Below are 24,767 nucleotides of genomic sequence, written 5' to 3'. Positions count from 1 at the left end.
CGTAACCGGCCGAGGGCGCGAGGACACTGGCACCTGTGATCGACACGCTGGTGATCTTCGGTGCGACGGGTGACCTCGCCGGTCGGCTGCTGTTGCCGGCCGTGGCGGCGCTGCGGGCGAACGGCCGGCTCGGAGCGCAGTTCCGCCTGATCGGGGCGGCCCCGCAGGAACGGATGCCCGCCGCGCTCGCCCACCTTCTGTACTACCAACAGGCAGACGTCACCAACCCCGCCGATGTCGCCGCAGTGCTGGACGTCGCGACCCAACGCGCACCCGGTCCGGTGGCGGTGTATCTGGCCCTGCCCACCCAGCTGATGTCCGACGCCGTGCGTGCCTTGCCACCGTTGCCGGCCGGCAGCCGGATCGCGGTCGAGAAGCCGTTCGGTCACGATGCCGGCAGCGCAGTCGAGCTGAACACCGCGCTGGCCGCACTGTCGAGCGGCGACATCGATGCTGTCTACCGCGTCGACCACGCCCTGGCCATGACCGGAGTGCAGCACCTGCGTGCCGCCCGGTACCCCATGACCGGCGAACCGATCGAGTGGAGCAACCAGCGCATCGCGCAGGCGGACCTGCTGTGGGAGGAGACGCTCGCATTGGAGGGGCGTGCCTCGTTCTACGACCGCGCCGGCGCGCTGCGCGACGTCATGCAGAACCATCTCGTCCAGGTGTTGTGCACGGTGGCGGCACCGCCCGGCACCGCCGCCGACCGGTCCGTGCGGCACGCCGACGTGTTACGAGCCGTGCGGCCGATGACGCCGGCGGACGTGCGCAGGCGAACCCGCCGGGCCCGGTACACGGCAGGCCGCTCGGCCCAGGGCAGCGGCCGGGACGTTCCTGACTACGTCGCCGAGGACGGCGTCACCCGACCCGCGACACCGAGACGTTCGCCGAGGTCGTCCTCGAACTCGACACCCCGGACTGGGTCGGCACCCGGTTCGTCCTGCGCGCAGGCAAGGCCCTGGCCGCTCGGCGCCGCGGGGTGGCCGTCCACCTCCGGCCGACCGGGGACGGTCCGCTGTGGCTGGACCTCGACAGGCCGGATGACAGCGATGGTGCCGCTGAACCAACGGCCTATCAGTGCATCCTGGCCGATGTGCTCGGTGGCGGGAGTGCGTACGCGGTCAGTGCGGACGAGGCCGAGCTGGCGTGGCAGGTGTTCACGCCGGTGTTGCAGGAGTGGGCCGACGACACCGTGGCGATGCAGAGCTACCCGGCCGGGTCGGCCGGACCGCGCTGACGCGAACCGACCTGCCCAGCATGCCCTTGGCCGGGTCGCGCGTCAGGTCGTCAAGCATTTTCGGCAAGGACGCCAGCAGCGGCAGCGCCTTGACGATCTTCCAGGATGGCGACGCGCGGAAGCCGATCAGGAAGACGACAAAGTCACCGTCGATGTCGGCCGTCCACCGACCCTGCTGGATCCGCGCCATGCGGGGCCTCCCTAGCCATTACGGCCATGCTCGCACCGGCGAGCCGCAGGCGACAGACATTGCCGGGTGGCCGTGGTTCAGCGCGGTGCCGCGCGAAACCACGCTCGGCCCGGCCCAGCGCCATGATGTCTTTGACGAGCGACGGTTCAGCCACCGTCGCCAATCGAGCGGCCACCCTTCGCGCGCTCGGGCGATCCTGGGGTTGCCGGGCCGTCATGGCCGTCAAGGTCTGGGCCAGTAGTGGATCCAGGTCGTCGGGGATCGTCGGCTGCTCGTGCATACACATCACTGGCCGTGCCGATCGGGTCGGAGGTCACCTGCTCGGGGCTGAGGTAGCCGGCCGTACCAACGGTCAGGCCCTCGCCCGTCATCCGAGTGCTGTCGACGACGCGGGCGATGCCGAAGTCGGTCAGCTTCGCACCGTGCTCGGGATCGAGCCCGCTGGGCAGCAGAATGTTCGGCGGTTTCACGTCCCGGTGCACGATTCCGCGGCGGTGCACGTGATCGAGGGTGCGCGCCAACCGGGTACCGAGCGCTGCCACCGCGTGCTGGTCGAGCGTTCCCTGGGCGATGTGCGCCCGCAGCGTCGGTCCGTCGACGAGCTCGAAGGCGATGAACGGCGCGGCCGAGTGTGCAGTCACATCGGCGTCCAGCAACCGGACCACACCCGGGTGGTGCAGTGCGGCGAGCATGTCGACCTCATGATGCCGGCGCCGCTCGGTGTCGATCAGCTCGGCGTGCGGCCGGAACACCTTCAGGGCGACGTCGTGCGCGCGTACCGGGTCATGGGCCCGGTATACGTCGGCCATGCCGCCCCGGCCCAGCAAGGTCTGGAGCCGGTAGCGACCGCCGACCAACCGCTCGGTGCAAACGTCCATGTGCGCCCCGTGCCGCCCGTTCCGATCAGTACCAGTGGCGGCGGCCGCCGACCTCGCGCCCGGCCATCCCGAGGACGGCCAGGATGGCGCCGATGACGAGCAGGATGATGCCGATCGTCCAGAGGATGGAGATCTTGGCGACGAAGCCGATGATGAGCAGAATGAGGCCGAGGGCGATCATGCGCTTCTCTCTTTCGCTCGGGTGTTGGCTGACGGGACGTCCGGCAGCAGGTTGGGCCGACGTGCATGTGCGGGCTGCAGGTCCTGCTCGGCGAGCAGCCGGATGAAGCGGCCGCGGGTCGTCTCGCACGCGACCACCACGAATAGGCCGAGGAGAAGGAAGGCAGCTACGGTGAGCACGAGCCTCGGATACCCGAGCAAAATCAGCCGATAACTGCCTTCCGACCCGTTGTCGCCGGGTGTAACGAGATGGCGTCACCGGACGCTTGAAACACGGATCAGTACGGCTACCAGCCAAGATCAGAAGGGGCCCGTCGTGATCGACGACCCGAGGCCGGGGTTACGTCCCCCGCCTTCGGCGGACCCCGACCCGGGACTGTCCGACGCGCCCGGCCGGCTCGCCGATGCGCTCGTCGCGGCCTGCGGCGGTGATCAGCGGGCCTTCGCCGAGGTGTATCGCGACCTGCACCCGCGGCTGCTGCGGTACGCCGCGATCCTGGTCGGCCAGGACGCCGAGGACGTGGTCTCCGACTCGTGGCTGCAGATCGCCCGTGACCTCGACCGGTTCACCGGCGACGTGCTGCACTTTCGAGCCTGGACGGCCCGCATCGTGCGCAACCGGGCTATCGATCACCTGCGCGCGCAGGCCCGCCGCCCGCAGCACGCAGCCGGCCTCAACGCTGTCCTGGACCGCCCTTCGCAGGACGACACCGCCGAGTCCGCCGCCACCGCCATCTCGACCGACGCGGCTCTCGCGTTGATCGCAACCCTGCCCAGGAACCAAGCCGAGGCCGTGTTGCTGCGGGCCGTCGTCGGGCTCGACCCCGCGAGCGCCGGCAAGGTTCTGGGCAAGCGACCCGGCGCGATCCGGGTCGCCGCGCACCGCGGGCTGCGCGCGCTCGAAGAGCAGTTGCGCGCCTCGGAAGGAGCGTCCTCGTGAGCCCCCGCGGCCTGCGGCCCACGCCGGGCGGCGGTGTGCACGGCCCACGCCGCCGCACCGCTGCCGAACTCGACGCGCTGCTCGACGGAGGTACGTCCGGCGATCTGCGACTGGATCAGGTGCTCTCGGCCGCTCGGGGACCGGCCAGGGCTCACGAGCTGACCATCCCGGCACCGGCCGTCGGGGTGGAACCGTCGGCGGAGCCGCCATCGCGGGCACGTCAGGTACTCACCCGGCTCGGCGCGGCGACGCTCGTCACCAAGGCCGTCACCGCGGCGGTGGGAGCGGCCGTGGTCGGCGCCGCGGCCGTTGCCGGCGCCACCCACCACCTGCCGGGTCAGCATCGCAACCATGCGCCCGCAACGGTGGCTCCGACCCAGACCGGCGAGCCGTCGGGCAGTGGCCCGCGCTCCGACGCACCGTCCTCCGGCGGATCGTCGGCATCCAGGTCGTCGAGTGCGAGCTCGTCCGCAGCCACGTCCGCCGCCACCTCGGCGGCCACCTCGTCGAGCGGCTCGGCGAGCGCCTCGGGGGCAGCCGACATCCCCACGCTGTGCCGCGTGTGGTTGGCCCTCCCGCCGGGTTCGGACGCTGTCCGGCAGGAGCCCCGCTTCAGCGTGCTCATCCAGGCCGCCGGTGGCGTCCAGGACGTCACGGGCTACTGCCTCAACCTGTCTACGCAGTCGGCGAGCGGGTCGCCGAGCGGGTCGCCGTCGGAAAGCGGATCGCAGAGCAGCAACCCCTCCGCGTTGCCGTCGGAGACGAAGAAGCCGCAAAAGACCAAGACGCCGAAAGTCGAGGTCACCCGCAGCCCCAGCCGGAGTGCGCGGCTCAGACGGTGATGAGCACAATCGCCCCGGCAGCCAGCACGAGGCCAACCCGCTGGACGGCGTTGAGCCGCTCGTGCAACAGCGTGACGGCCAGCAGCACCGTTGTGGCCGGATAGAGGGAGGTCAGCACGCTGGCCACCGACAGCAGTCCGTGGTGCGTAGCCAGCAGGAAGAACAGGTTGGCGAAGGCGTCGAGGGTGCCGGCCGCGGCGGCGATCGCCAGCGAGCGTCCACGCACCAGCACGAAGCCGCGGGCTCGCCAGGCGAAGGGCATGATCAGCAGCGCTGAGGTGATCCGCGAGATGGTCAGCGGCCAGAGCCCGGCGTCCGGACCGGCTCGACCCAGGCAGACGAAGTACAGGCCGAAGCCGAGCCCGGACAGCAGCGCCAACGCGAGGGTCGACCCGCCGACGGAGGCCTGCTTCGCGGTAGGCGTGCTGCGGCTAACTAAAACGACTGAGACCAGGCCGAGCGCGATCCCGAACCACGCCGCGGTGGCCGGGCGCTCGCCCACGCCGAACCCGACGAAGACCGGGACGATTGCGGCGAGCACCGCGGTCACCGGGGAGATGACGTTGATCGGGGCCATCGTCATCAGGTGGTACATGACGAGCACCCCGAGCACTCCTGCGGCGCCGCCGCCGACGCCCAGCAGTGCCACGCGGGTGTGGAGCTGGCCGGGGAAGGCGAACAGCAGCGCCGTCATCAGCACCGCGCCGATCGGGTAGCTCCAGAGCAGCAGCGTCGACGCGCCGAGGCGGCGAGAACCGAACCCGCCGGCGAAGTCGCCGATGCCGTAGAGCAGCGCGGCAGCCAGGCTGAGGACGACGGTCAACGCGGCGGAGGCATCACGGCTTGGTCAGGGTGAACTGCTGCACGTCGAGGTAACCGGTGCGAAAGCCCGCCTCGGAGTAGGCGAGGTACAGCGACCACATGCGCCGGAACGTCTCATCGAAGCCGAGCGCGTCGATCTCGGCGGACCGCTCGTCGAAGGTGTTACGCCAACGCCGCAGCGTCTCGGCGTAGTGCCGACCGAAGCTGAACCGGTCGGCGACCTTCAGCGAGGTATGGCCGGCAAGCGTGCGCTCGATGGCCTCGACCGAGGCGAGCTGTCCGCCCGGGAAGATGTACTTGCGGATCCAGGTGTAGGTGTCCTTCGTCGCCAGCACCGTGTAGTCCTCCTGAAGGATCGCCTGCAGTCCGACCCGCCCGCCCGGTGCGAGCAGCCGGTCGATGGTCTCGAAGTAGGTGTTCCAATACTGCGCGCCGACGGCCTCGATCATTTCGATGCTGACTACGGCGTCGAAGCGGCCGGTCGCCTCGCGGTAGTCCTGCAGCTTGACGGTGACCCGGTCGGCCAGCCCGGCCTCGTTGATGCGTCGCTGGGCCAGCTCGGCCTGCTCGGTGGAGATGGTCAGAGTGGTGACGTGGGCGCCGCGACGCGCGGCCCGCATCGCGAGCTCGCCCCAACCGGTGCCGATTTCGAGCAGGTGGGTGCCGTGGGTGACGCCGGCGCTGTCGAGCAGCCGGTCGATCTTGCGCCGCTGGGCGTCGACGAGCGACTCGCTCGAGTGTTCGGGGTCGCCGGCGAAGACAGCCGACGAGTAGGTCATCGACTCGTCGAGGAACAGCGTGAACAACTCGTTCGACAAGTCGTAGTGCTGGTGGATGTTGTCGCGCGCGTTCTCGATCGTGTTGTCACCGCTGTGCGGCTGCACGCTCAACACGGCGTTGCGCAGCTTGTGCAACGCCGGCGGGATCATGTCCTTCATGTTCGACGCGAACGCCGAGAGCACGCCTGCGAGGTCATGGGCGGTCCAGTCGCCGGCCATGTAAGCCTCACCGAACCCGATCGTGCCCGTTGCGCCGACCCGGTGGAAGAACGCCTCTGGGCGCACGAGACGCATCACGGGATCGTCGTGGGTGCCGCCTCCCGACCATTGACCGCCAGGCTCGACGACGCGCATCGGCAGCTTGGCCGCAGCGTGCCGGAACAGCCGCTTGGCGATGGCGGCGCGGACCGGGGACTGCGGCAGGTTGGCGATGTCGGGCCAGCGCAACGCGTCAATGCCGCTGACGGTCGACTTCGTCGACCTGCTGGTGTCGGTCATCGCCATCCGGTTGCCTCCGTGCTGTCGGTACTGAGGTCTGTCAGACCTCGAGGCGAGCGTCGCCTGCGAGTGCCCTCTGCACTATCTTCGCGACCGGAGCCGGGACGGATTCCTCAGGGGACAATCCCAATAGCGAGGCGGTCACGAACCCCGTGCTGAGCTCGTGCCATAACGACGCGCGGTGCAGCATCGCATGCTTGTCGCCCTTGACGGCCACATAGCTCGCGGAACGCGCCACGGCCACGGCCTCCCGAGTGAACCGAGCCGAGTTGATGTTGCTCGTCATCCGGTCGCCGGCACCGTGCGCCACGAGCAGGGCCCGGTCTGCCAGCGGAGCGACGGAGTCCCCGGGCTCGATCCACGGGGCCAACCCGACGACGCTCGTGACGCTGGGATGGGCGGCGCTGTACATCGCGGCCCGACCGCCCATCGAGTGCCCGATCAGCGCGGTCGGCAGGCCGCCGAAGCGCTCGTCGAGCTGCCGCAGCGCCCAGAGCACGTCCTCTACTGGCGAGGCGTCGGAACCGTTCCACCCGCGGTAGCGGTAGCGGACCCGAGCGACGACCAGCCCGCGGTCACCGGCTGCCCGGCGCAGCGCCGCGGCGAACGGCGCCATCCGCAGCACAGCGAGCTGGTTGGCCCTGACCCGGGCCCGGCTGGTGGACCGACCGCCGTGCAGGATCACCGCGACGGCTCGCGCCGCGCCCGACGGGGCGTCGACGCTCAGGACCGGTGCTACTTCGGGCACGTCTTGTTCTCCGGGGGCAGTGCGGCCGCGATCAGGTACTTCTCGACGTAGTCGTCGACGCACGAGCTGCCCTGCCCGAAGGACGTGTGGCCCTCGCCGTCCCAGCTGAGCAGCTCGGCCGAGCCCATCGTCTTCGCCAGGTCGACGGCGCCCTTGTACGGCGTGGCCGGGTCGTGCAGGTTCCCTACGACGAGCACCTTGGTCTTCGTCGATGTCGTTGGCAGCGGCGGGACCGTGCGGGTCTTTTGCCACTGCTGGCAGGTGAACAGCGACGGCACCGACCACAGTCCGAAGATGGGGAAGCGGGTCACCCACTGCCGGCCGGTGGCCGCGATAACGCTGTCCGTGGGCCCGTTCTTCGAGTCGTTGCACCCGATGGTCGTGTTGGCGTCGGAGATGTTGGTGTACTGCCCGTCGTAGCGCTGGTTGTAGTCGTCGGCGAGGGCCAGCAGGCCTGCTGAGTCACCTTTGCGAGCCTGGATCAGCGCGGTGCCGAGCGTCGGCCACTGGGACTCGGAGTACAGCGCCTGCAGGATGCCGGTGGTGACGAGCGCGAAGGTGGCCTTGCGGCTGTCGCCCGCCGTCGAGGTCGGGATCGGGTTCGCTTTCGCCTTGGCCTGGACGGCGTAGACGGCCGAGCGCGGATCACCGAGGGACTTGCACGGAGAGTGCGTCTGGCAGTACGTCGCGAACTGGTCGAAGGAGCTCTCGAAGCCCTGCAGCTGGTCGGCGAAGGCAGTGATGTCACTCGTCAGCGGGTTGACTGCGCCATCAAGCACCATCACCCGGACGACGGACGGAAAGAGGTGCGCGTAGACCGAGCCCAGCTCGGTGCCGTAGGAAAAGCCGAGATAGTTCATTTGGCTGTCGCCGACGGCCCGCCGGATCTGGTCCATGTCCCGCGCGGTGTTGACGGTGTTGTAGAAGGCCAGCGCCGAGCCGTACTTGCTCGAGCACGACGCCGCGATCATGCTGGCGGTGGCTTTCGCCTCTGCCAGCCCGGCGGCCGTGCGGAAGTCCGGCGACGCGGCGTTGATCGCGTCCTTCTGCGTATCGCTGAGGCAGTTGATCGGCGACGACGCACCCACGCCGCGCGGGTCGAAGCCGATGATGTCGAAATTCTGCAGCAGCGTCAGCGGGACGCTCGCGGCGTAGCTCAGGGCGAAGACGTTGCCGCTGGCGCCCGGGCCGCCGGGGTTGACGAGCAGGCTGCCCTTCGGCGAGGTCGTGTCACGGTCGTGGATCTTGACGAGCTCCAAGGAGATAGTGCGGCCGGCGGGCTGGGCGTAGTCCAGCGGCACCTGAATCTGGGCGCACGAGAATTCGATCTTGCCGGCCCGATCAGCGGGCAGGGTCACGGCCGAGATGTTGTACAGCCCTGAGCAGCTGCCGAAGTCGGCGGTTGCCTGGGCGGGCGCCGAGGCCGAGCCGGACGGCAAGGGCGCTCCCGTCGAGCCGGCACCGCTGCTCGAACCGGCAGCGGTGCTGCCCTGCCCGGCCACCGTCGAGGTGCAGGCGGCGGTGAGGGCGAGGGTGACAACGAGCGCGGCGAGGACGTGCAGGCGCCCTCGCGGGCCGGGGGAGGAGAGCACGATCATGAAGGTACCTGCGCCGCCTGGCGGCTCGCTGGGTGATCAGCCGGCACTCACCACGGCATGCTCGGCAGGTGCCCGTCGGCGTGCTCTCCCGCGTAGAGCGAGGGCAGGAAGCGGGACAGGAAGGTGAACTCGTTGTAGCAGTGCTGCAGCCGAGACGGCCACCGGGCGCGCGCCGATCCCGAACGAGGAGGTCGCGCAGTCCTGCGCCCAGCATCCCGACGCGCTCATCCCGTTCGCGAGCCATGGCCTACGACGCGCTGTACCGGTAGTGCAACCAGGCCGACGAGACCCTGCTCGAGGTGGACTGGCGAGGAGTGGGCCCGTCGGGGTGGAACAACACCTGGTTCTTCCACCAGCCCCGCCTGGAGGAACGGCTCGAGCAGTTGCTTGCCGACGTGTCGACGGTGCAGATCCGTCGTGGGTGGCGGGTCAGCGACCACGAGTCGCGCGACGGACGCGAGGTGCCGCCGTTCGCCGGGCAGGGTCTCGGCGCCGGGGTCCGGGACGTCCTCAATCTCGCCTGGAAGCTGGTGCTCGCTCTGCGCACCGGCGCTGACAGTCTGCTGGACACTTACCACGCCGAGCGGTTGCCCCACGCGGCGGCCTTCGTCGACTTCTCCATCGAGCTGGGCCGGGTCATCTGCCTGACCGATCCGGACGCCGCGACCCGCCGCGACGCAGAGCTGATCGCGCAGCGGGAAGCCAACGGCGAACCGCCCCGTCCGCCCCAGCCCAGGCTCGGACCCGGCTGCCACCAGGGCGTGCACGGCGGCGAGCTGTCGGCGCAGGGCGTTGTCGATCATGCGGGTGGACGAGGACGGTTGGACAACGTCCTGGGTGGCCCGGGGGTGTTGCTGCTGCGCGCGGCCGCCGACCTCGACCGCATCGACGCGGATCTTCAGAGCCGGCTGGTTCGACCGGCTCGGCGCGCAGGCGGTGCTGATCCGGCTGGACTGTTACCTGTTCGGCACGGTCGCTGACGCAGGCGGCGCGCCGGGGCTTGCCGCCGACTTCCTGGCTGCCGTCGACTGACTTGGGCCGCCCGGTCAGGTCTGCGGGCGGACCAGGCCCGTCTCGTACGCGACGATCACCGCCTGGACGCGGTCGCGGACGTCGAGCTTGGTCAGGATCCGGGCCACGTGCGTCTTGACCGTTGCCGCTGAGAGGAACAACTCGGCGGCGATCTCGGCGTTCGAGCGACCGTGTGACAGCGCGACGAGCACCTCGAGCTCCCGGTCGGTGAGGTCGCGCAGCCGCTCCGGCGTGCCGGTCGAGGGCTGCGGACGGGAGGTGAAGTCGTCGATCATGCGACGGACGATGGACGGCGCGAGCAACGCCTCGCCGTCGAGCACCGTGTGCACGGCCCGGACGAGCTCGGCGGGGGAGACGTCCTTGAGCAGGAAACCGCTCGCGCCGGCGCGCAACGCCTCGTAGACGTAGGCGTCCAGGTCGAACGTCGTGAGCATGACGACCTTCGGTGCCGCGCCGACGGCGCCGGCGAGCAATGCCCGAGTAGCGGCGATGCCATCGAGCCTGGGCATCCGGACGTCCATGAGCACCAGGTCCGGCCGCAACCGCCGGGCGAGCTCGACAGCCTGCTCGCCGTCGGCCGCTTCCCCGACCACGTCGAAGTCAGGCTGGGCGCCCAGGATCATGCCGAAGCCGCTGCGCACCAGCGCCTGGTCGTTGACGACCAGCAGCCGGATCATCCGACGAGCGGCAGCTGCGCGCGCACCCGCCACCCGCCCTCCGGACGCGGCCCGCACTCGAGCCGGCCGCCGTACAGCGACACCCGCTCGCGCATCCCGATCAGACCGTGCCCCGCCGGGCCGGACTGCGTGCTGACGCCGTCGTCCACGACCTCGAGGGTCAGGCAGGTGGGCGTGTAGCTCAGCGTCACGTCGGCCCGGTCGGCCCGCGCGTGCTTGCGGATGTTGCTGAGCGATTCCTGGATCAGCCGGAACGCCGCGACGTCGACGCCGAGCGGCAGCGGGGTGGCGTCGCCGTGCACCTCAACTGACACGGTCAGGCCGCTGGTCCTCGACGTGTCCAGCAGGGCGTCGAGCGAGCCCAGCCCGGGCTGCGGGGCGAGCGCGGTGGCAGTGCCGTCCTCGGTGCGCAGGATGCCGAGCAGCCGTCGCATCTCGACAAGCGCCTGCTGGCCGGTGTGCCGGATCGCGTCCAGCGGTGCCTGGGCGCGCCCGTCGGGGTCGACGAATTGCTGGGCCGCACCCGCCTGCACGACCATCACGCTGATGCTGTGCGCGACGATGTCGTGCAGCTCGCGCGCAATCCGGGCGCGTTCCTCGACGACTGACGCCCGCGCCACCTCCGCCTGCTCGCGTTCCAGTTGCGCGGTGAGCCGTTGCAGCGCCCCTCGTTCGGTCCGCAACCGGCCCACCAACCGACCCACCGCCCAGGGCACGAGGATGAAAGCCAGCGGCGTCAGGAATAAGCCGGCAACGCCGGCATCGTTGGTCGGTGCATTCATGACTCCGACCACGGCCAACACCACGACGATGGCGATCCACGACGTACGGCCGATGGCGTGCGCCCCGAGCGAGTACGAGGCGAGCAGTGCGGTGAGCACGAACGCGATCGGCAATTCGTGAGAGACGACGAGCGAGTACAGGGCGCCGCCCGCGAACGTCAACCCCGCGGTGACGACCGGCGCGCGTCGCCGCCACGCGAACGGCACGCTCATCAGCACGCCGCACACGGTGAACGAGAACAGTTGCCACCGCGTCGACGGGACGTGACCCGAGCTCAGGCCGGTGAGCCACAGGACCGCAAGCGTCGCAGCGGCGATCGCGTCACCGTGCGCCCGAGCCGACGCGGCTACCGAACGGGACGTGATCGCCACGGCGACACCGTATGTCGCCAATGCCTCGGACGGCGTCATCCGAACGGCCCGAGTCATTCATTCGCACGGGCGATCCGCCCGCGGCGGTTCTCGGGTTCGCTGAACGCCGCCACGGACTTCGCCGGGGCACCGAACGTCCAGGAGGACGAGATGAACCGATCGCTGCGCACCTATGCCCTGCTCGCCCTTGCCGCCGTCGTGGTGGGCGGCCTCGAGAACGCCTTCTTCGGCGCCGACCACGGCGGCGCGAAGCACCACATCAGCGTGGGCTTCTTCTTCCTTGCCGTCGCCGGTCTGCTCGGCCTCGTCGCCGTCGGTGTTGCCTATCTCGTCCGTAGGGTGCAAACGTCCCGCGCGGCGTCCTGACCAGCTGCGTAGCTGCTTAGGGTCGGCCCATGGCGTTGCGGCGGTGGGCGGACAACGTCGCCGGGGGAGCCATTGCGCAGGTGATGCGACGGCTCAACGCGCGGCATCCGTGGAATCACAACGATCACTTCCACGACTGGGTCGTCGCGAATCTGCCGCAGCCTTGCCAGTCCGCCTTCGATGTCGGCTGCGGGCGAGGAGAACTCCTCGCCCGCCTCGCCCCGCACGTCGACCGGGTGGTCGGCACCGACCTCGACGCCGTGACCATGATCGCCGTGCTGCATCACCTCGAGGCCGCCGAAGCGCTGCACCAGATGAGCCGCCTGCTCGTGCCGGGAGGCCACTTCCTGGCCGTCGGCATCGCGCTGCCGACGTCGTTGCGCGACCACCTGTGGGACACCGCGTCCGCCATCACCAATCCCGTCATCGGCTTCGTCAAGCACCCTCGGCCGAGCCGCGCCGGACCTCAACCTCCGCCGTTCCCGGTCCGCGATCCCAGCCTGTCGTTCGCTGAGCTGGACGCCGTCCTGAAGCGCGTCATGCCGGAGCCGTCATGCGGCGCCGCCTGGCCTTCCGGCACACGATCACCTGGACGAAGCCGTGACGCACCTCGGTGTGGGCAGGCGGCTCAGAACGACGTGTCGGTCGGGTCGGCAACCGCGTATGCGGCGCCGGATGCCACCGCGGTAACGGCGAGAACGGCCGGCCAGGCACCAATCTTCTTGGCAATCCCATGCGAGCCGCCGAAGGCGGCGAGATACGTACCGAGCAGCACGCCCATGACCCCGGGACCGGACGAGCGCAGCCACGACCGGGCACACCAGGCACCCGCACCAGCCAGCACAACTCCACCCAGCTCGCGCCGACCCGAGTACCGCGCGGTGGCGAACCCGCCGATGAGGCCGCCCGCTACGACGGGGGCGGTCGGGGTCGCGGAACGGTGACGGGTCATGAGCCAGAAGCTACGCCGCAGGCCGGGCGCTGCCGCAATGCCGTGTCTCGGTGCACCGACGGAACACTGGCCGGTGGAACACTGGGCCGATGAAGGTGCCCGTGATGCCGCCGGTCGCGCCGATGCTCGCCAAGTCCGTGCCCACCATCCCGCCCGGCGCGTCGTACGAGCCGAAGTGGGACGGGTTCCCTCACTGAACTTGTCAAGGCACCGACGGGTCGGGCCGGCGAACCGAAAATTGATCGATCCCTGCCCATCTGCGCGGTGGCATCAGTTTCCCAGCGAACTGGCGGCAGCACGATCTGCAGGTGTTCGGCATTAAGTGCGTTCCAGCGGTGAATCGCGCGCTCGACCGCGCGTCCCGTTCGGAGCGAAGATCGGTTGGTGACGCAATCAGCACCCGCACCACGGTCGCGACGTAGGTCATGGGCCAAGCCAACGATAGAGAACGACGTTCGATCTATTGGCTCGCTGTGCGCGCACCGGGCGAGCGGCGTCGGTGGCTCACGCGGCATCGCCCACGAAGATCATCCACTTGCTTGAACCCTCTGACCAACGTTTGCCGGGCCGGAGCAAACTTGAGAATAAATGGCCTTGGGACTGGGTACTTGAGAACGCTCGCGTGAGGCAATTGAGAACGACACCGCTCGGAGAGCCGTCCTTAACATCGACGACGGCAAGGTCATGAACGTCGCCGGTCCACCGAAGCCACGTCGCCGTGGGGTGCGCCCGGGCGCGGGGGTCAGCTCGTGTGTTCACCGGAACGGAACGCGGCCGGACGCGTGCCGCATAGGGGGCCACAGCGGGAATCTTCACCGGGCGGGGCTACCGGGACGGCCTCGAGCGTATGACTTTGGCGGCCGTCCCAGCGCCATGTAGTCCCGCATACGGGTCCTCTTGCGGGTATCGATGCCTATGGAGGCCTAGATCGATCGCGCGCGACGCCTTCGTGGCCCGCAGCCGCCGCGTCAGAGACGGGCCCGATCAGCGCGCCCCTGGAGTGACGAGTCCGCTCTCGTAGGCAAACACGACGGCTTGCACCCGGTCGCGCAGGCGCAGCTTTGACAGCAGCCGTGAGACGTAGGTCTTTACCGTGCCGACGCTGACCACCAGCCGCTCGGCGATCTCCTGGTTCGACAGGCCGCGGGCGATCAGGTCGAGCACCTCCCGCTCGCGGTCACTGAGCTGGCGCAGCGCCGCGTTTGTGCTGGCGTCCGGTGTGGCGACGTGTTGAGCGATCAGCCGCCGGGTGAGCGCCGGGCTCAGCAGCGTGTCACCGGCGGCGACAGCGTGCACCGCACCGGCGAGCTGTTCCACCGGCGCATTCTTGAGCAGGAAGCCGCTCGCTCCGGCCCGGAACGCGTCCACGACCTGCTCGTCGGCGTCGAAGGTCGTGAGCACCAGGATCTTCGACGGCAGTCCGGCGGCGACGATGCGCCGGGTGGCCTCGATGCCGTCGAGCTCCGGCATGCGAATGTCCATGATCACGACGTCGGGCGCGAGCGCGCGGGTCCGCGCGATCGCTTCGACGCCGGTGCGGGCCTCGCCCACGACTTCGATGGGCGGCTCGGCCGCGGAGAGGATGAGCCGGAATCCACCGCGCACCATGTCCTGGTCGTCGACGAGCAGGACCGTGGTCACGGCGCCCCCACCGCCAGCGGCAGGCAGGCCTCGACCGTCAGGCCACCGCCGGCCGGCATCGCCAGGTGCACGGTGCCGCCGTAGAGCGCCGCCCGTTCGCGCATCCCCGTCAAGCCGTGGCCGGCGCACAGATCACGGGCGACGGGCGGGCCGTGGTCAGCGACGCGGATGCGCAACTCCGCCGCCGCCTGGCAAATATCGACGGTGACGCTCACCGGGCCGGCGTGCTTGAGGGTGTTTGTGAGGGCCTCCTGCACGATCCGGTAGGCCGTGAGGTCGATGCCCGTCGGCAGGCGCGTCCCGGTGCCCTCGGCCACGAGATCCACCCGCAGGCCAGCGCTACGCATCGTGGTCACCAACCGGGGAAGGTCACCAAGCCCGGGCTGCGGCTGCAGGTCGGACGGGGTGTCACGCGCGCGCAGCACGCTGAGCAGCCGCCGCAACTCCTCGATCGACTCGCGCGCCTGCACCTCGACTGCCCGCAGCGTCTCCTTCGCACTCTGCGGGTCGCGGTCGAGGACGAGCCGAGCCGCCGCTGACTGCACGCCCATCACGCTCACGCCGTGTGCGATGACGTCGTGCAGCTCGCGGGCGATGCGGGCCCGCTCGTCGGCGAGCATCCGGGTGGCGAGTTCCTGCTGCTCGGCCGCGCGCCGGTGGGCGTTGACCAGCGCTCCGTCGACCGTTCTCAACCGGCGGCGTAGCGCGATGCCGAGCGTCCAGCTGCCGGCAATGACGAGAACGCCGAACAGCATCTCGCTGTGGACGCGCTCCTCGGAGATGACAACGCTGAACGCGGCCTGGGCGCCGAGCGACACGGCCAGGCCGACGAACCGCTGCACTCCGGCGCCATAGGCCGCAGTGCCGCACGTAACGATCAGCAGCGGCACGAGCCCGGCCAGCAACGACACCGACGGCGTCACCGCGACGACTTGGACGACGAGGGACGCGGCAATGATCACGTGGGCCGTCAGCGGGTGCGTGCGGCGCACGCCCAGCGGTGCAGTGGCCGTAACGACGAGCGCGGTGAGCAGCACCCGGGACGCGGACCCGTTCGGGGTGCCTATGCCGGCCAACCCCCACGAGCCCCAGACCTCGAAGACGCCAAGACCGCAGAGCACGGCGGCGCCCGCGACGTCGAAACCAGGGGCTGTCGACGCTGACCGTGACATGCGCAAGACCGTACTTCAGATCCGGCGGCCACGAAGTCGGTCGCAGGGTTCGGCACTGTCGGTCCTGCGGCCGACACGATCGGTCCGTCGGACGACCCGATCGAGCCTGCCGGGCGACGCGGGAGCGCCCCGGTCTCGGACACCGTCGGAGCCGTCGTCCCCCTGTCGTCCCCACTCTGAGAGGAACCACCTTGCGTCCGAACCTCCGGCTGCTCGCCGCCACCTCGCTGGCCTACCCGATTCTCACCGTCATCGCCTTCGCGGCGTTCCCGAAACCACCGGGCGGCGACGTGTCGGCGGCCCACGATCCGTCCTGGCTCGCAGCTCACACCGGCGCCGTCATCGCCCAGGGCTACCTTCGCTCGCTCGCAGCGCTCGGCTTCCTGCTGCTGGCCGTTGCACTGTCGGCCGGCGCAGGCCCCGTCGTGTCCCGGCTCATCGTCGCAAGCGGTGCAGGCACCACGCTGTTGCTGCTCACCGCCCAAGGCTTCGTCCTCGCGGCGGCCTACGGTGTCCGGGACGGCATCGCGCAGTCGGTCATCCGGGTGCTCGATCCACTGAACGCGGCGGCGCTCGACCTGTCCAGCCTGCCCGCGATCGTGCTCTTCGCCGCCGCGGGCGCCGCACTTCTCGCTCGCGTCGAGGGCCCGCGCTCGCTGGGCTGGCTCACCGTCCTGGGAGTACCGCTCGCGCTGCTCGACGCGCTGAGCTACCGCGGCGGCCCGCTGGCGTCCGTCGGCGCCGTCGGACTTGCATACTTCCTGGTATGGAGCCTCGCGTGTGGGTTAGTGCTCGTCCGGCACCCGGCCGCCGACGGGCCGACGCCCGCCACCAACCCCGACCTCGGACGTCGCGCCGACAAACCGCAATCGGTGCAGGCAACGCGTTGACTTGCGGACGCGCGAACATCGTGCGGCAGAGCGCCGCAGCAGCCGGACATGTCACCACCGCGCTCCCACCCCAAACCAAGGCCCCGGCTGCGGCACCGCCGACTGACGCCACGCGCGCCGCCTCCGAACGTGCCGTCGTTCCGCAAGCGGATCCGTGAGTGGGACGGCTGCTGCCAATCAGATTCGCCGGTAGACCCTCGTTGGGTGCGCCATCCGCATTGCGAGCACCAGCAGCTCGGTGTCTTTGATCGTGTAGATGACATGCCACACGCCGCTGACGCCGTCGATGTCAGGGCTTTCCAGGCCAGTTGTCGGATTGTCCGGGTGTCACTGCCTGCCAGATCGGTCGACGGACGCGGGACTGTGACACGCTGGTACGTGAGCAGATCGCGCACCGGAGCCGAACTAGCGCGGTCAGTCAGGTGGCGATTCCGGGGGGATTGCGACTACATGCTCGGCATTGCGCCCGGCGCTCCCGATCGAGTGGGCGTCGGGTCTGATGCGCACCCGCGTCACTTTTCCCTGCCCGCCAGCGGCCTTCCCGGTCGAGACAGGGCATCACCGAACCCGACGCCCTCACAATCGAGGGGGCCGGGTGCGATGCTGCCGGGCCGACGATCGGGGGGTGCGGCGACGCGGCAATCGCTACCCGTGTGCGACTGCGGGGGGAAGTCCCACGGCGGGCAACCGAGCCGCTAGGTCCAAACCGCTCACACGGAGCATACCCACTGAGAGCGGGACATAGACGTCTCGCCCAAACACGGCAATAGACTACGAAGCGACTGCAGAATTGTTCGGCCAACCTCGGCCTCACCGCAGGTGCGGCGTTCTAGAGGTCCCTCCCGGTCCGGCACCGCAGCAGCGGCCGCGCTGGTGATACGCAATCACCTTGGATCATCGCCGCGTTTCAACTGGACAGCCCGGTTTCGTGGGTCAGCGGCGCAGATTAGCGATGCCAACGTCCAGTGCAGCTTCCAGATCCGCGCGACGCCCGATAGCCCGCAGGTCCTGCACCCGGCCCTGCACAACACGCTGCCGTCGTCGTCGTATGCTGGGCCATACTGAGATCCCAGTCCGTCCGGGCCGGAGTCGAGGACACCTCCGCGAGCGCACCGCTCACGCCGGACAACCAGGTGCGACTGTTCGCGATGGGCTGCTGTGACCGACGATGCCGAGCAGTGGGACGACGCGTCCGCTGAGGACGTTGTCGGACTGAGCGCCGGGCTGGCCGGGTTGGCCGGGTTGGTGAGCGGGCGAGGCTCTCTGGAGAGCCTGCTGACCGAGATAGCGACGTTCGCGATGCTTGCCGTGCCGGGTGCAGACGGCGCCGGGGTAACGATGCTGGAAGCCGGCCAACCCGACACGATCGTGGCGTCTGCGCAGTTCGTACGAGACGTGGACACCATTCAGTACCGCCTCGGCGAAGGGCCATGTATCTCCGCAGCCGCCAGCGGGGAGACCAACGGTTCCGGAGCCCTCGGCCAGGACGCATCGTGGCCCGTGTTCGGGCCCCGCGCGGCCGAGCTCGACGTCCACAGCGCGCTGTCGCTGGCGTTGAAGGTCAACACCGATGTCCTGGGCGCGCTCAACGTCTACTCCCACGCCTATGACGCCTTCGACGGATCGTCGAAGCGCATCGGCGAACTGTTCGCGGCACCGGCCGCCGTCGCAATCCATAACGCTCGCCTGCTCGATCAGACCCTGCGCCAGGCCGCCCGATTGGAAGTCGCGCTGACGAGCCGCTCCACCATCGACCAGGCGATCGGCATCATCATTGCCCGATCCGGCGTCACCAGCGACGAGGCATTCGTACGCTTGAGGATCATGAGCCAGCACGAGCACATCAAGCTCAGCCTGGTCGCCGAGCGCCTGGTCGCTCAGGCAATGCGCCGGGCGCGGGTAAAGCGGTCCGAATCCGATGAGTGACGACCGTCGTGCACGAGGGCCTTGCGACACGCTCGTCGGAAGAATCAACGGTGCATTCGGGCTTAACTCCTACGTGGGCGAGCTGACTTGCGCCGCGTCGCGAGCCGAGGTCGAGCTCTCCAGGCGTTGGCGGATCGCCTGGAGTTGCTCGTGACGTTCCCGGGCAAGGCGAGCGGGATGCTGGGTTGCGTTGGCGATAGCGCGGCCACGATCTATGCCGACGCGGCGCGTGAGCCAGTTGACGGGATGTCGAGAAATCATGAAGAGCCCATTTCGGGTTGCACGCTTTGCGTGCTGGCTGGTCCGCAGTGGCCGCGAAGCGAGCAGGAAAGCGCACAGGTAGGGACCAGAAGCTGGTGGGGGAGTGAACGCCGCTGGCGCGCAGTCAGACTGCTCCGGGGCAGCTGGCGTTGAGCGATCGCTCCCCAGATTCGGCGCTAGATGCGGCGTCTGGGCCCAGCTCGACTGTTCAGTCAGCAGCACCCATTGGACACGCGGCGCACGGAGCGTGTCAAACGGCCGGGTCGAACTGTGAATGCGGGCAATCCGGCACCCGAATTTCGGCACAACGTCCTCAGACGACCTAAGCTGACGGACGCTGATCACACAGCTGAGCGGGGCTTCCGTCACGAGCGTCGAGGCGATGCCTGCATCCCGCGCTCCCAGGTAGATCCGGAACTTGGATCGGCCATGTATCCGAACGACCAACCGAACTCTGGCCCCCGTTCCGTCCTGATGGGACACCGACCTACGACGACCGAAATCGACGCAGGGTTACTCGAGCCACTGCCCTGCGAGCACCTGTTGGACCGGGTGGAGACCGAAGGCGCCTTCGTCGTGTTTGGCGACGCCCTCGCGCCGGCCGAGCGCGCGGTGTGGCACGCCGCGTTACAGCAGGGCGCGGGTGTTCGCGGAATGGAAGTGACCATCTGCGACACGGGCAGTTTCGTGTTGCTAAGCGACGGCATGCACAGCGAGCAAGTCGATCAGATCGAACAGACCTTGCTCGACGTCGCTGCCGAGCACACTGAAGGTGCCGTGACGGCACAGGACCCGACCCGGAACCATCCGAGCCGCGGGCGCCATCTACGGCTGGTCAGTGACGCGTCGTGACATCGTTGCGGGCAGCGCGGTCCCTATCAGCCAGCACGCCACAGGCCCCTTCCTCACTCGGCGAGCCGGGGACGATGCGGTCCGTGTCCGGCCCCGTGATGTGCCCCGTGTGCGGGCTTGCGGCGACTCTCACCCTCACCGAAGACGTCGACGACGACCGCGGCACGGACGCGCAGGTGATCGGGTTCCAGTGTGCCGACCGTGCCCATGGATTGAGCGAACCAGACATGCTGAAACTCTGGGCCGCCAGTCACGCCGCCCAGCTACCGACCGGTTAGACGAGCTTGAAATCCCGAGCACGGTCAGGGATCGCTCTGCGGGCAGTGACGGCACTCGCTTCGTAGTGTGTTGGCATGGTGTCGAGCTGGGACGCGGCGTCGACCGTGGTCATCCGTTTGCCGTCCGGTCGTCTCGTGCGCGGGCGTGGCCTGCGCCGGCCACTTCCGGCAGGCCCGGTTCCCGACTTCGGGTTGTACCTGCTCGGGAAGCCTCCGCCGCTCACAGCGTGGGAGATAGCGTGGGAGATGAGGTGGCTGCGCTGGCCGGACTTCCGGCTACCGGCCGACCGAGGTGCCGCTGGCGAGATGTTGCGTGAGTTGTGGCGCCGATCAGCCAAGGAACGGGTGGAGGTCGCGTGCACCGGAGGCCGCGGCAGGACCGGAACCGCGCTCGCCTGTCTCGCCGTACTGGACGGTGTGCCCGCTGTTGAAGCTGTCGACTTCGTCCGCGAACGCTATGACGAGCACGCGGTCGAAACGCCCTGGCAGCGGCGCTACGTTACGCGGTTCGACGAGACCTGATTTCGTGTTCGGCACGGGTACGCCGACATGCGTCCCGCAACGCGATCCGCTGACGGTGATGCAACGGACCGATGGGACCGACGATCTGATCGAGCAGCGCGTGGACTGGTTCTTCGCGGCGCGCTCATGGCGGGGCACCCCGACGGTGATGGAGCCGGACAAGTGCGCCGAGCTGGAGTGGTTCAACCTTGATCAGCTGCCCTCACCGATACCTGCCTATGAACACGCGGTGCTGCGAGGAGTCGAGGCCGGGCGCTACCTCTGTTCACCCATTTTGGTTTCGCGCCCGGTTCTGGCGTCTGAGTCTCATGCAAGGCTTGGGCCTATGCCGATCACGAATCCCTGGCTTGCCGGCCCTGCCCCGGAGCAGGCTCTCGAACGCGGGCAGCTCGAAGAGCGCATCCTCAATCTGCTGTCCACGCACAACACTGCCGTGATCGCGACGGTCAACAGCGACGGCGCTCCGGCTGCAACGCCGGTGCGCTATTTCCATCTCGGGTTCGAGATCTTCTACACCAGCTGGGACGCCTCGGTTAAGTCGCGCAACCTGCGCCGTGACTCTCGCGTGTCGGCGGGCATTGTCGCCCCGCTGGTCGGGCAGGCAAGCAGCCGCGGCGCGCAGTTGTTCGGCACGGCCCGCACCCTTCAGCGCCATGACCCGGACGCTGACGCCTACTGGGAGGCCGTGCGCTGGCAGTCCGATCACGTTGAACGCGGACGCTCCACCGACACCCCACCCGAAGACCCCCTCACCGTCATCACGCCCACCCGGATCGTCTACACCGAACACTGGCTACGAAGAAGCGGATACGCGCCCCGTCAGATCTGGCAGACAGTCGACTCGCAGCGATAACGGCCAACGCTGGCGGCGATCTGAACGCCATACCGCGACGCGCGCGGTCCGATGAGGGATCCGCTTGCGGGCTGCACTTGACTACGCAGAACTACGCGGAGTTGCCGAGTTCGTGTTCGGCGGCGCGTCGGATCCAGGAGGACAGTGAGCGGTCGTCGGCTTCGGCACGCCGACGGATCTGGTCGAGCAGCTCGGGTGTGAACCGGACCGGCACCATCTCGGACAGTCGAGGCTGGCGGCGACGGGCGGGGCCGTGCGGCTCCTGATTCTTGGGCTGGGTGTAGTAGTCGTATTCCTCGTCGGGTGTCATCGGCATCTTTTTGGTCATCGGTCTCTCCGGTATCGGGCGGCCAGTGTGTGCGCGGCTTCGTAGCAGCCGATCGGGCGGCAGCGCCGTGGGTCGCCGTCTCGCGATGGCGCGAGCGGCACGACAAGCACCTGGCCGGAGACCTCGGCGCACATCAGCCAGTGCGCCGGCGGTTTGGCCGGGTAGAAGAGCGGGTCACTTGCCCACACGTCGTTGATGTCCTCGATCCCCAGGTGCGGGTGTTTGAACAGGTGCGCGGATTGGGTGTCGATTTCGAAAGGGTCGAACTCGTCCAGCAGATCGGGGTCGAACGGATCGTCGGCCACCAATCGAGTGTATTACAAACGAATACCGATCGCAGGGTGCGGAGGTCCCTCCGGCCGCGCTGGCGCTCCACTTGAGAACAGCGGCTCTGTCCGTCGTCGACGCCGAACCGTCCGGTGTCGGGTCGACCTCAACCCCAACGAGGGGTCGTCATGTCTGGACTGTTCATCGGATACGCACGCGTCTCGACCGAGGAGCAAGACCTCACCGCCCAACGCAACGGGCTGACCGAACTCGGCGTCGAGGTCGAGCGCATCTACGTCGACCACGGCCTGACCGGCACCAACCGCGACCGGCCCGGCCTGCGAGAGGCACTCGCCGCCTGCCGCGCCGGCGACACGCTGGTCGTGACGAAACTCGACCGGCTGGCCCGCTCTCTTCCCGACGCCCGCGCCATTGCCGAGGACCTCACCAAGCGCAAGGTGCGGCTCAGCCTCGGTGGATCGGTCTATGACCCGGCCGATCCGGTCGGCCGGTTGCTGTTCAACGTGTTGGCGATGGTCGCTGAGTTCGAGGCGGACCTGACCGATCACGCACCCGCGAAGGCATGCGCGTCGCGAAGGCCAAGGGCCACCTGCGCGGCAAGCAGCCCAAGCTCAACCCGCGGCAGGAGGCGCATCTGGTCGAGCTGCTCGGCAGCGGCGAGTACACCACCGCCGAGGTCGGGGACCTGTTCGGCGTCGCCCGCTCCACCGTCTACCGTGCCGTCGAACGCAGCAAATGCCCCAAGACCGGTGCCCGTCCCGGTGTCGGCCGCGCACGCGCCTCGACCGCGACGGCCAAGACAGCAGCTTTCCCCCGACAGCCCCTGCGCCTCAACCAAAATGCGGGTATCCGAGTCAGCTGTGATCTCCTACCGCCCGCGGCACGGCTCCAGCGACGGGTCGTCGCAGGAGCCAACAACTCCCGAGCAGACCCGCCCGATCAAGACCCCCGCCGCGGCACAGTGAGACCTGGTTACCGCACGCTCCGACGCGGGGCAACTTCGGCTCGTTCAGCGCCCGGTGGCGGGTCCGCTAACGGGCTGGCATTGCGGCCCACGTTCGGTCGGGACGCGATCAACCCGCGCGCCGAGCGTCAGAGGGCTGTGTTTGGGCGCGCCGGCAGATCGAGAAGAATGTCCCGGTTGAGACTGGCTACGCAAGTGCCGCGCATGTCAAGCAGGGGGCCACCGAGCATGACCGAGACGACCAACAAAACCCTCGCTGAGCTGAGTGCAAGGTTCGGCGCGCCGCCGCAGTCGTTCACGTTCGGAGACGGGATCGACTGGGCCTCACAAATGTCGGAGGTATTTCTGTACGTTGAGCTGCCGTTCTGGTTCATGACCCCACCGGGCCCCGTCGACGTCACCTGGTCGGGCACACAATTCCGAGTTGAAATCTGCTCCCAGTGGATGGAGGTGTTCGTCAACGAAGTCGTCGACTCGCGTGCATCGGTCTTGCATAATGGCCCGTACCAGGACCGATGGCAGCCGCCCGAGCGGTTGGCAGCTGAGCTGGCGGCCTTGAATCCGACACTTATGACACGGCCGTGCAAAACGATGCTGCGGCTGACAGCGCGAGCGCACGACGACGCGTTCCGACCGCTCACCAGGGCCGACGCCCCTCGGGCGGAGGCCGAGCAAGACGCATACCGGGCGTCGCTGTGCCTGGCACACGTTCCGGTCGTCAACGAGCCTATCCAGCGTTATCGCCTGCTCACCTACGACCCAATCCCGTACGAGGTCTCCGCGTGGGACGTACCGGTCTGGTACATCAAGCACGAAGGCATCGGGTACACCACGCTGCTCTCGCCGTACAAACAGTGGGACCGAAGGCCGGTCACGGTGGAAGATCCGGTTCCGCCGGCAACCCAGCCGCGCCTTCAACCCTTCGAGTGGACGGTCCCGGCCGAGCTCACACATGCTGCGAGCGAAGATTCGACGCCCGGCGAACTTGACCTGCTCGATGCGCGATCATTATTGGAGCGCGGCGACTACACGGGCGCTGTGCGCCGTACCGTGACCGCGATCGAGACACTGCTCCGATGGGCGCTGATGACGGAGCTGAAGAAGAGCTATTCCCCCACAGATGCTGAAGGCCGCACCGCCGAGACTGACAACGACTTCCCAGGAAGGATGCGCCAGTGGCGAAAGCTGGCCACGACAGCCGTCACCGACGCGGAGATCGCCGAGTTCGATTCAACCCGCACTATTAGGCACGAGATCGTGCATCGAGGTCGGCGCATCACCCACGCCGAGCGTGGCCGAGCCCAGCGGGCGGTCGACACCGGTCGATGGTTGTTCAATACGATCGAAAACCTGCCGGATCGGACGCAGCTGCGCGACCATGGGGTGATCAAGTCAGTCGGCCGCACTTCGCTCGCGCTGCGATTCCCGACGGAACTCGGCCACGAAGGCATCACGGTGCACTCTTTCGGAACCTCCGGCGCGGATCCCCAGTGACACGACGGCCGGCTGCTCGGCCAGGGACGAGCCACACTGCTTCGCTTGCTCGATGACCCGCGCAGCACGAGCCATTCGTAGCGATGAGCGGCTACAGCCTCGGAAGCGACGGTGGACACCTCGTCATCCTCTGTGACGCCGGTTCTATCCACTGCCGCCCTGCCGGCAAACCGACCCCTACTACCGAAGCCATCTCGGCGAAAGTGCCGTTCGCAGATGCGAGGAACACCATACGAACCGCGGCAAACCGCCCGCCGCTGATCCCCGTCCCATATCGGACGACCAGACGAGACGCCCCGGTAAGGGATCGGCGAATTCAGGCGGTCGTCGCAATGATGGGCATTTCGGGGTTCGACAGTAGGCGCTGCATGGCTTGCGCGGGGGTGATTCCGCCGAGGGTTT

28 protein-coding genes and 4 pseudogenes are annotated in these 24,767 nt (G+C 68.7%); 14 read left to right on the top strand and 18 right to left on the bottom strand.

The genetic code is table 11. The annotated features are described in order from the left end of the window. Nucleotides 1-35: 35 nt before the first annotated feature. Nucleotides 36-946, top strand: a pseudogene (locus ACFFC4_RS19160) (glucose-6-phosphate dehydrogenase); the annotation flags it as partial. A 36-nt stretch (nt 947-982) separates the two neighbouring features. Further along, nucleotides 983-1,240, top strand: coding sequence for a hypothetical protein (locus ACFFC4_RS19155; protein ID WP_375503854.1), 258 nt, complete (start codon nt 983-985; stop codon nt 1,238-1,240). On the opposite strand, the gene ACFFC4_RS19150 is transcribed toward ACFFC4_RS19155, so the two are convergent. From ACFFC4_RS19150 to ACFFC4_RS19135, 4 genes are all read right to left on the bottom strand, one after another. Next, nucleotides 1,161-1,430 (bottom strand): monooxygenase family protein, encoded by a 270-nt coding sequence (locus tag ACFFC4_RS19150; protein ID WP_375503831.1) that lies wholly within the window; start codon nt 1,428-1,430, stop codon nt 1,161-1,163. The genes ACFFC4_RS19155 and ACFFC4_RS19150 overlap by 80 nt on opposite strands. 146 nt (nt 1,431-1,576) lie before the next feature. Next, nucleotides 1,577-2,308 carry a serine/threonine-protein kinase gene (locus ACFFC4_RS19145; protein WP_375503829.1) on the bottom strand — a complete coding sequence of 244 codons (732 nt, stop codon included), beginning with the start codon at nt 2,306-2,308 and terminating at the stop codon, nt 1,577-1,579. A gap of 25 nt (nt 2,309-2,333) precedes the next feature. Continuing rightward, on the bottom strand, nt 2,334-2,489 hold the full coding sequence (locus ACFFC4_RS19140; RefSeq protein WP_375503827.1) for a DUF6131 family protein: 156 nt from the start codon (nt 2,487-2,489) through the stop codon (nt 2,334-2,336). Beyond that, nucleotides 2,486-2,668 (bottom strand): hypothetical protein, encoded by a 183-nt coding sequence (locus ACFFC4_RS19135; protein WP_375503825.1) that lies wholly within the window; start codon nt 2,666-2,668, stop codon nt 2,486-2,488. The genes ACFFC4_RS19140 and ACFFC4_RS19135 overlap by 4 nt, the downstream gene beginning before the upstream one ends. Before the next feature lie 136 nt (nt 2,669-2,804). On the opposite strand from ACFFC4_RS19135, the gene ACFFC4_RS19130 reads away from it, so the two are divergent. Further along, nucleotides 2,805-3,428 (top strand): RNA polymerase sigma factor, encoded by a 624-nt coding sequence (locus ACFFC4_RS19130; RefSeq protein ID WP_375503823.1) that lies wholly within the window; start codon nt 2,805-2,807, stop codon nt 3,426-3,428. Next, entirely contained in the window at nt 3,425-4,270 is an 846-nt protein-coding gene (locus ACFFC4_RS19125) for a hypothetical protein (protein ID WP_375503821.1), read from the top strand. Before ACFFC4_RS19130 ends, ACFFC4_RS19125 begins: the two co-directional genes overlap by 4 nt. Here ACFFC4_RS19125 and ACFFC4_RS19120 read toward each other — a convergent pair. From ACFFC4_RS19120 to ACFFC4_RS19100, 5 genes and pseudogenes are all read right to left on the bottom strand, one after another. Beyond that, a complete protein-coding gene (locus ACFFC4_RS19120) occupies nt 4,260-5,093 on the bottom strand; it encodes an EamA family transporter (protein WP_375503819.1) in 834 nt (277 codons plus the stop codon). The two genes, ACFFC4_RS19125 and ACFFC4_RS19120, sit on opposite strands and share 11 nt — an antisense overlap. Before the next feature lie 13 nt (nt 5,094-5,106). Beyond that, nucleotides 5,107-6,375 carry a class I SAM-dependent methyltransferase gene (locus ACFFC4_RS19115; RefSeq protein WP_375503817.1) on the bottom strand — a complete coding sequence of 423 codons (1,269 nt, stop codon included), beginning with the start codon at nt 6,373-6,375 and terminating at the stop codon, nt 5,107-5,109. Nucleotides 6,376-6,409: 34 nt separating this feature from the next. Continuing rightward, nucleotides 6,410-7,117: an alpha/beta hydrolase gene (locus ACFFC4_RS19110; protein WP_375503815.1), complete on the bottom strand. Its 708-nt coding sequence runs from the start codon at nt 7,115-7,117 to the stop codon at nt 6,410-6,412. Continuing rightward, entirely contained in the window at nt 7,105-8,709 is a 1,605-nt protein-coding gene (locus ACFFC4_RS19105; protein WP_375503813.1) for an alpha/beta hydrolase, read from the bottom strand. The genes ACFFC4_RS19110 and ACFFC4_RS19105 overlap by 13 nt, the downstream gene beginning before the upstream one ends. 53 nt (nt 8,710-8,762) lie before the next feature. Then, nucleotides 8,763-8,864: pseudogene (locus ACFFC4_RS19100) on the bottom strand (hydrolase); the annotation flags it as partial. A gap of 150 nt (nt 8,865-9,014) precedes the next feature. On the opposite strand from ACFFC4_RS19100, the gene ACFFC4_RS19095 reads away from it, so the two are divergent. Beyond that, nucleotides 9,015-9,695, top strand: coding sequence for an FAD-dependent monooxygenase (locus tag ACFFC4_RS19095; RefSeq protein WP_375503811.1), 681 nt, complete (start codon nt 9,015-9,017; stop codon nt 9,693-9,695). 66 nt (nt 9,696-9,761) lie between these two features. On the opposite strand, the gene ACFFC4_RS19090 is transcribed toward ACFFC4_RS19095, so the two are convergent. Both ACFFC4_RS19090 and ACFFC4_RS19085 read right to left on the bottom strand, forming a co-directional pair. Continuing rightward, nucleotides 9,762-10,424, bottom strand: a complete 663-nt coding sequence (locus ACFFC4_RS19090) for a response regulator (RefSeq protein WP_375503809.1) — start codon at nt 10,422-10,424, stop codon at nt 9,762-9,764. After that, nucleotides 10,421-11,578, bottom strand: coding sequence for a sensor histidine kinase (locus ACFFC4_RS19085; protein WP_375503807.1), 1,158 nt, complete (start codon nt 11,576-11,578; stop codon nt 10,421-10,423). Before ACFFC4_RS19085 ends, ACFFC4_RS19090 begins: the two co-directional genes overlap by 4 nt. Nucleotides 11,579-11,728: 150 nt before the next feature. Between ACFFC4_RS19085 and ACFFC4_RS19080 the strand changes: the two genes are divergently transcribed. Further along, a complete protein-coding gene (locus tag ACFFC4_RS19080) occupies nt 11,729-11,944 on the top strand; it encodes a hypothetical protein (RefSeq protein WP_375503805.1) in 216 nt (71 codons plus the stop codon). Here the strand turns inward: ACFFC4_RS19080 and ACFFC4_RS19075 are convergent. Further along, nucleotides 11,902-12,387 carry a hypothetical protein gene (locus ACFFC4_RS19075; RefSeq protein WP_375503803.1) on the bottom strand — a complete coding sequence of 162 codons (486 nt, stop codon included), beginning with the start codon at nt 12,385-12,387 and terminating at the stop codon, nt 11,902-11,904. The genes ACFFC4_RS19080 and ACFFC4_RS19075 overlap by 43 nt on opposite strands. A 185-nt stretch (nt 12,388-12,572) precedes the next feature. After that, nucleotides 12,573-12,896 carry a hypothetical protein gene (locus tag ACFFC4_RS19070; RefSeq protein ID WP_375503801.1) on the bottom strand — a complete coding sequence of 108 codons (324 nt, stop codon included), beginning with the start codon at nt 12,894-12,896 and terminating at the stop codon, nt 12,573-12,575. Nucleotides 12,897-12,985: 89 nt separating this feature from the next. Here ACFFC4_RS19070 and ACFFC4_RS19065 point away from each other — a divergent pair. Next, a pseudogene (locus ACFFC4_RS19065) lies at nt 12,986-13,084 on the top strand (hypothetical protein); the annotation flags it as partial. A 796-nt stretch (nt 13,085-13,880) separates the two neighbouring features. On the opposite strand, the gene ACFFC4_RS19060 reads toward ACFFC4_RS19065, so the two are convergent. Then, nucleotides 13,881-14,537 (bottom strand): response regulator, encoded by a 657-nt coding sequence (locus ACFFC4_RS19060; RefSeq protein ID WP_375503799.1) that lies wholly within the window; start codon nt 14,535-14,537, stop codon nt 13,881-13,883. Next, on the bottom strand, nt 14,534-15,709 hold the full coding sequence (locus tag ACFFC4_RS19055) for a sensor histidine kinase (RefSeq protein WP_375503797.1): 1,176 nt from the start codon (nt 15,707-15,709) through the stop codon (nt 14,534-14,536). Before ACFFC4_RS19055 ends, ACFFC4_RS19060 begins: the two co-directional genes overlap by 4 nt. A gap of 191 nt (nt 15,710-15,900) precedes the next feature. On the opposite strand from ACFFC4_RS19055, the gene ACFFC4_RS19050 reads away from it, so the two are divergent. The 3 genes from ACFFC4_RS19050 (at nt 15,901) to ACFFC4_RS19040 (ending at nt 19,638) form a co-directional block, all read left to right on the top strand. Next, complete coding sequence (locus ACFFC4_RS19050) at nt 15,901-16,599, top strand: hypothetical protein (protein ID WP_375503795.1); 699 nt, start codon at nt 15,901-15,903, stop codon at nt 16,597-16,599. Nucleotides 16,600-17,832: 1,233 nt separating this feature from the next. Beyond that, on the top strand, nt 17,833-18,525 hold the full coding sequence (locus ACFFC4_RS19045) for a GAF and ANTAR domain-containing protein (RefSeq protein ID WP_375503793.1): 693 nt from the start codon (nt 17,833-17,835) through the stop codon (nt 18,523-18,525). A 690-nt stretch (nt 18,526-19,215) separates the two neighbouring features. Next, nucleotides 19,216-19,638: a hypothetical protein gene (locus tag ACFFC4_RS19040; protein ID WP_375503791.1), complete on the top strand. Its 423-nt coding sequence runs from the start codon at nt 19,216-19,218 to the stop codon at nt 19,636-19,638. 53 nt (nt 19,639-19,691) lie between these two features. On the opposite strand, the gene ACFFC4_RS19035 is transcribed toward ACFFC4_RS19040, so the two are convergent. Further along, entirely contained in the window at nt 19,692-19,847 is a 156-nt protein-coding gene (locus tag ACFFC4_RS19035) for a hypothetical protein (protein WP_375503789.1), read from the bottom strand. A gap of 144 nt (nt 19,848-19,991) precedes the next feature. Between ACFFC4_RS19035 and ACFFC4_RS19030 the strand changes: the two genes are divergently transcribed. Together ACFFC4_RS19030 and ACFFC4_RS19025 are read left to right on the top strand one after the other, a co-directional pair. Then, on the top strand, nt 19,992-20,438 hold the full coding sequence (locus ACFFC4_RS19030; RefSeq protein ID WP_375503787.1) for a protein-tyrosine phosphatase family protein: 447 nt from the start codon (nt 19,992-19,994) through the stop codon (nt 20,436-20,438). Nucleotides 20,439-20,442: 4 nt separating this feature from the next. Continuing rightward, entirely contained in the window at nt 20,443-21,291 is an 849-nt protein-coding gene (locus ACFFC4_RS19025) for a pyridoxamine 5'-phosphate oxidase family protein (RefSeq protein ID WP_375503785.1), read from the top strand. 91 nt (nt 21,292-21,382) lie between these two features. Here ACFFC4_RS19025 and ACFFC4_RS19020 read toward each other — a convergent pair whose 3' ends face one another. Continuing rightward, on the bottom strand, nt 21,383-21,619 hold the full coding sequence (locus ACFFC4_RS19020) for a YlcI/YnfO family protein (protein WP_375503783.1): 237 nt from the start codon (nt 21,617-21,619) through the stop codon (nt 21,383-21,385). After that, entirely contained in the window at nt 21,616-21,924 is a 309-nt protein-coding gene (locus ACFFC4_RS19015) for a hypothetical protein (RefSeq protein ID WP_375503781.1), read from the bottom strand. Before ACFFC4_RS19015 ends, ACFFC4_RS19020 begins: the two co-directional genes overlap by 4 nt. Before the next feature lie 150 nt (nt 21,925-22,074). Between ACFFC4_RS19015 and ACFFC4_RS19010 the strand changes: the two are divergent. Next, nucleotides 22,075-22,643: pseudogene (locus ACFFC4_RS19010) on the top strand (recombinase family protein); the annotation flags it as partial. A 456-nt stretch (nt 22,644-23,099) separates the two neighbouring features. Then, nucleotides 23,100-24,365, top strand: a complete 1,266-nt coding sequence (locus ACFFC4_RS19005) for a hypothetical protein (protein ID WP_375503856.1) — start codon at nt 23,100-23,102, stop codon at nt 24,363-24,365. Nucleotides 24,366-24,767 lie beyond the last annotated feature (402 nt).

This window comes from uncultured Jatrophihabitans sp. (genome assembly GCF_964244045.1).
Taxonomy (GTDB): Bacteria; Actinomycetota; Actinomycetes; order Mycobacteriales; family Jatrophihabitantaceae; genus Jatrophihabitans.
This window is presented reverse-complemented; position numbering and strand designations above follow the sequence as displayed.

Coding starts and splice junctions, on each gene's coding strand:
- ACFFC4_RS19150 (WP_375503831.1), bottom strand. CDS start 1,430: ATGGCGCGGATCCAGCAGGGTCGGTGGACGGCCGACATCGACGGTGAC.
- ACFFC4_RS19145 (WP_375503829.1), bottom strand. CDS start 2,308: ATGGACGTTTGCACCGAGCGGTTGGTCGGCGGTCGCTACCGGCTCCAG.
- ACFFC4_RS19140 (WP_375503827.1), bottom strand. CDS start 2,489: ATGATCGCCCTCGGCCTCATTCTGCTCATCATCGGCTTCGTCGCCAAG.
- ACFFC4_RS19115 (WP_375503817.1), bottom strand. CDS start 6,375: ATGGCGATGACCGACACCAGCAGGTCGACGAAGTCGACCGTCAGCGGC.
- ACFFC4_RS19090 (WP_375503809.1), bottom strand. CDS start 10,424: ATGATCCGGCTGCTGGTCGTCAACGACCAGGCGCTGGTGCGCAGCGGC.
- ACFFC4_RS19080 (WP_375503805.1), top strand. CDS start 11,729: ATGAACCGATCGCTGCGCACCTATGCCCTGCTCGCCCTTGCCGCCGTC.
- ACFFC4_RS19070 (WP_375503801.1), bottom strand. CDS start 12,896: ATGACCCGTCACCGTTCCGCGACCCCGACCGCCCCCGTCGTAGCGGGC.
- ACFFC4_RS19055 (WP_375503797.1), bottom strand. CDS start 15,709: ATGTCACGGTCAGCGTCGACAGCCCCTGGTTTCGACGTCGCGGGCGCC.
- ACFFC4_RS19040 (WP_375503791.1), top strand. CDS start 19,216: ATGTATCCGAACGACCAACCGAACTCTGGCCCCCGTTCCGTCCTGATG.
- ACFFC4_RS19035 (WP_375503789.1), bottom strand. CDS start 19,847: ATGGGCACGGTCGGCACACTGGAACCCGATCACCTGCGCGTCCGTGCC.
- ACFFC4_RS19030 (WP_375503787.1), top strand. CDS start 19,992: ATGGTGTCGAGCTGGGACGCGGCGTCGACCGTGGTCATCCGTTTGCCG.
- ACFFC4_RS19020 (WP_375503783.1), bottom strand. CDS start 21,619: ATGACCAAAAAGATGCCGATGACACCCGACGAGGAATACGACTACTAC.
- ACFFC4_RS19005 (WP_375503856.1), top strand. CDS start 23,100: ATGACCGAGACGACCAACAAAACCCTCGCTGAGCTGAGTGCAAGGTTC.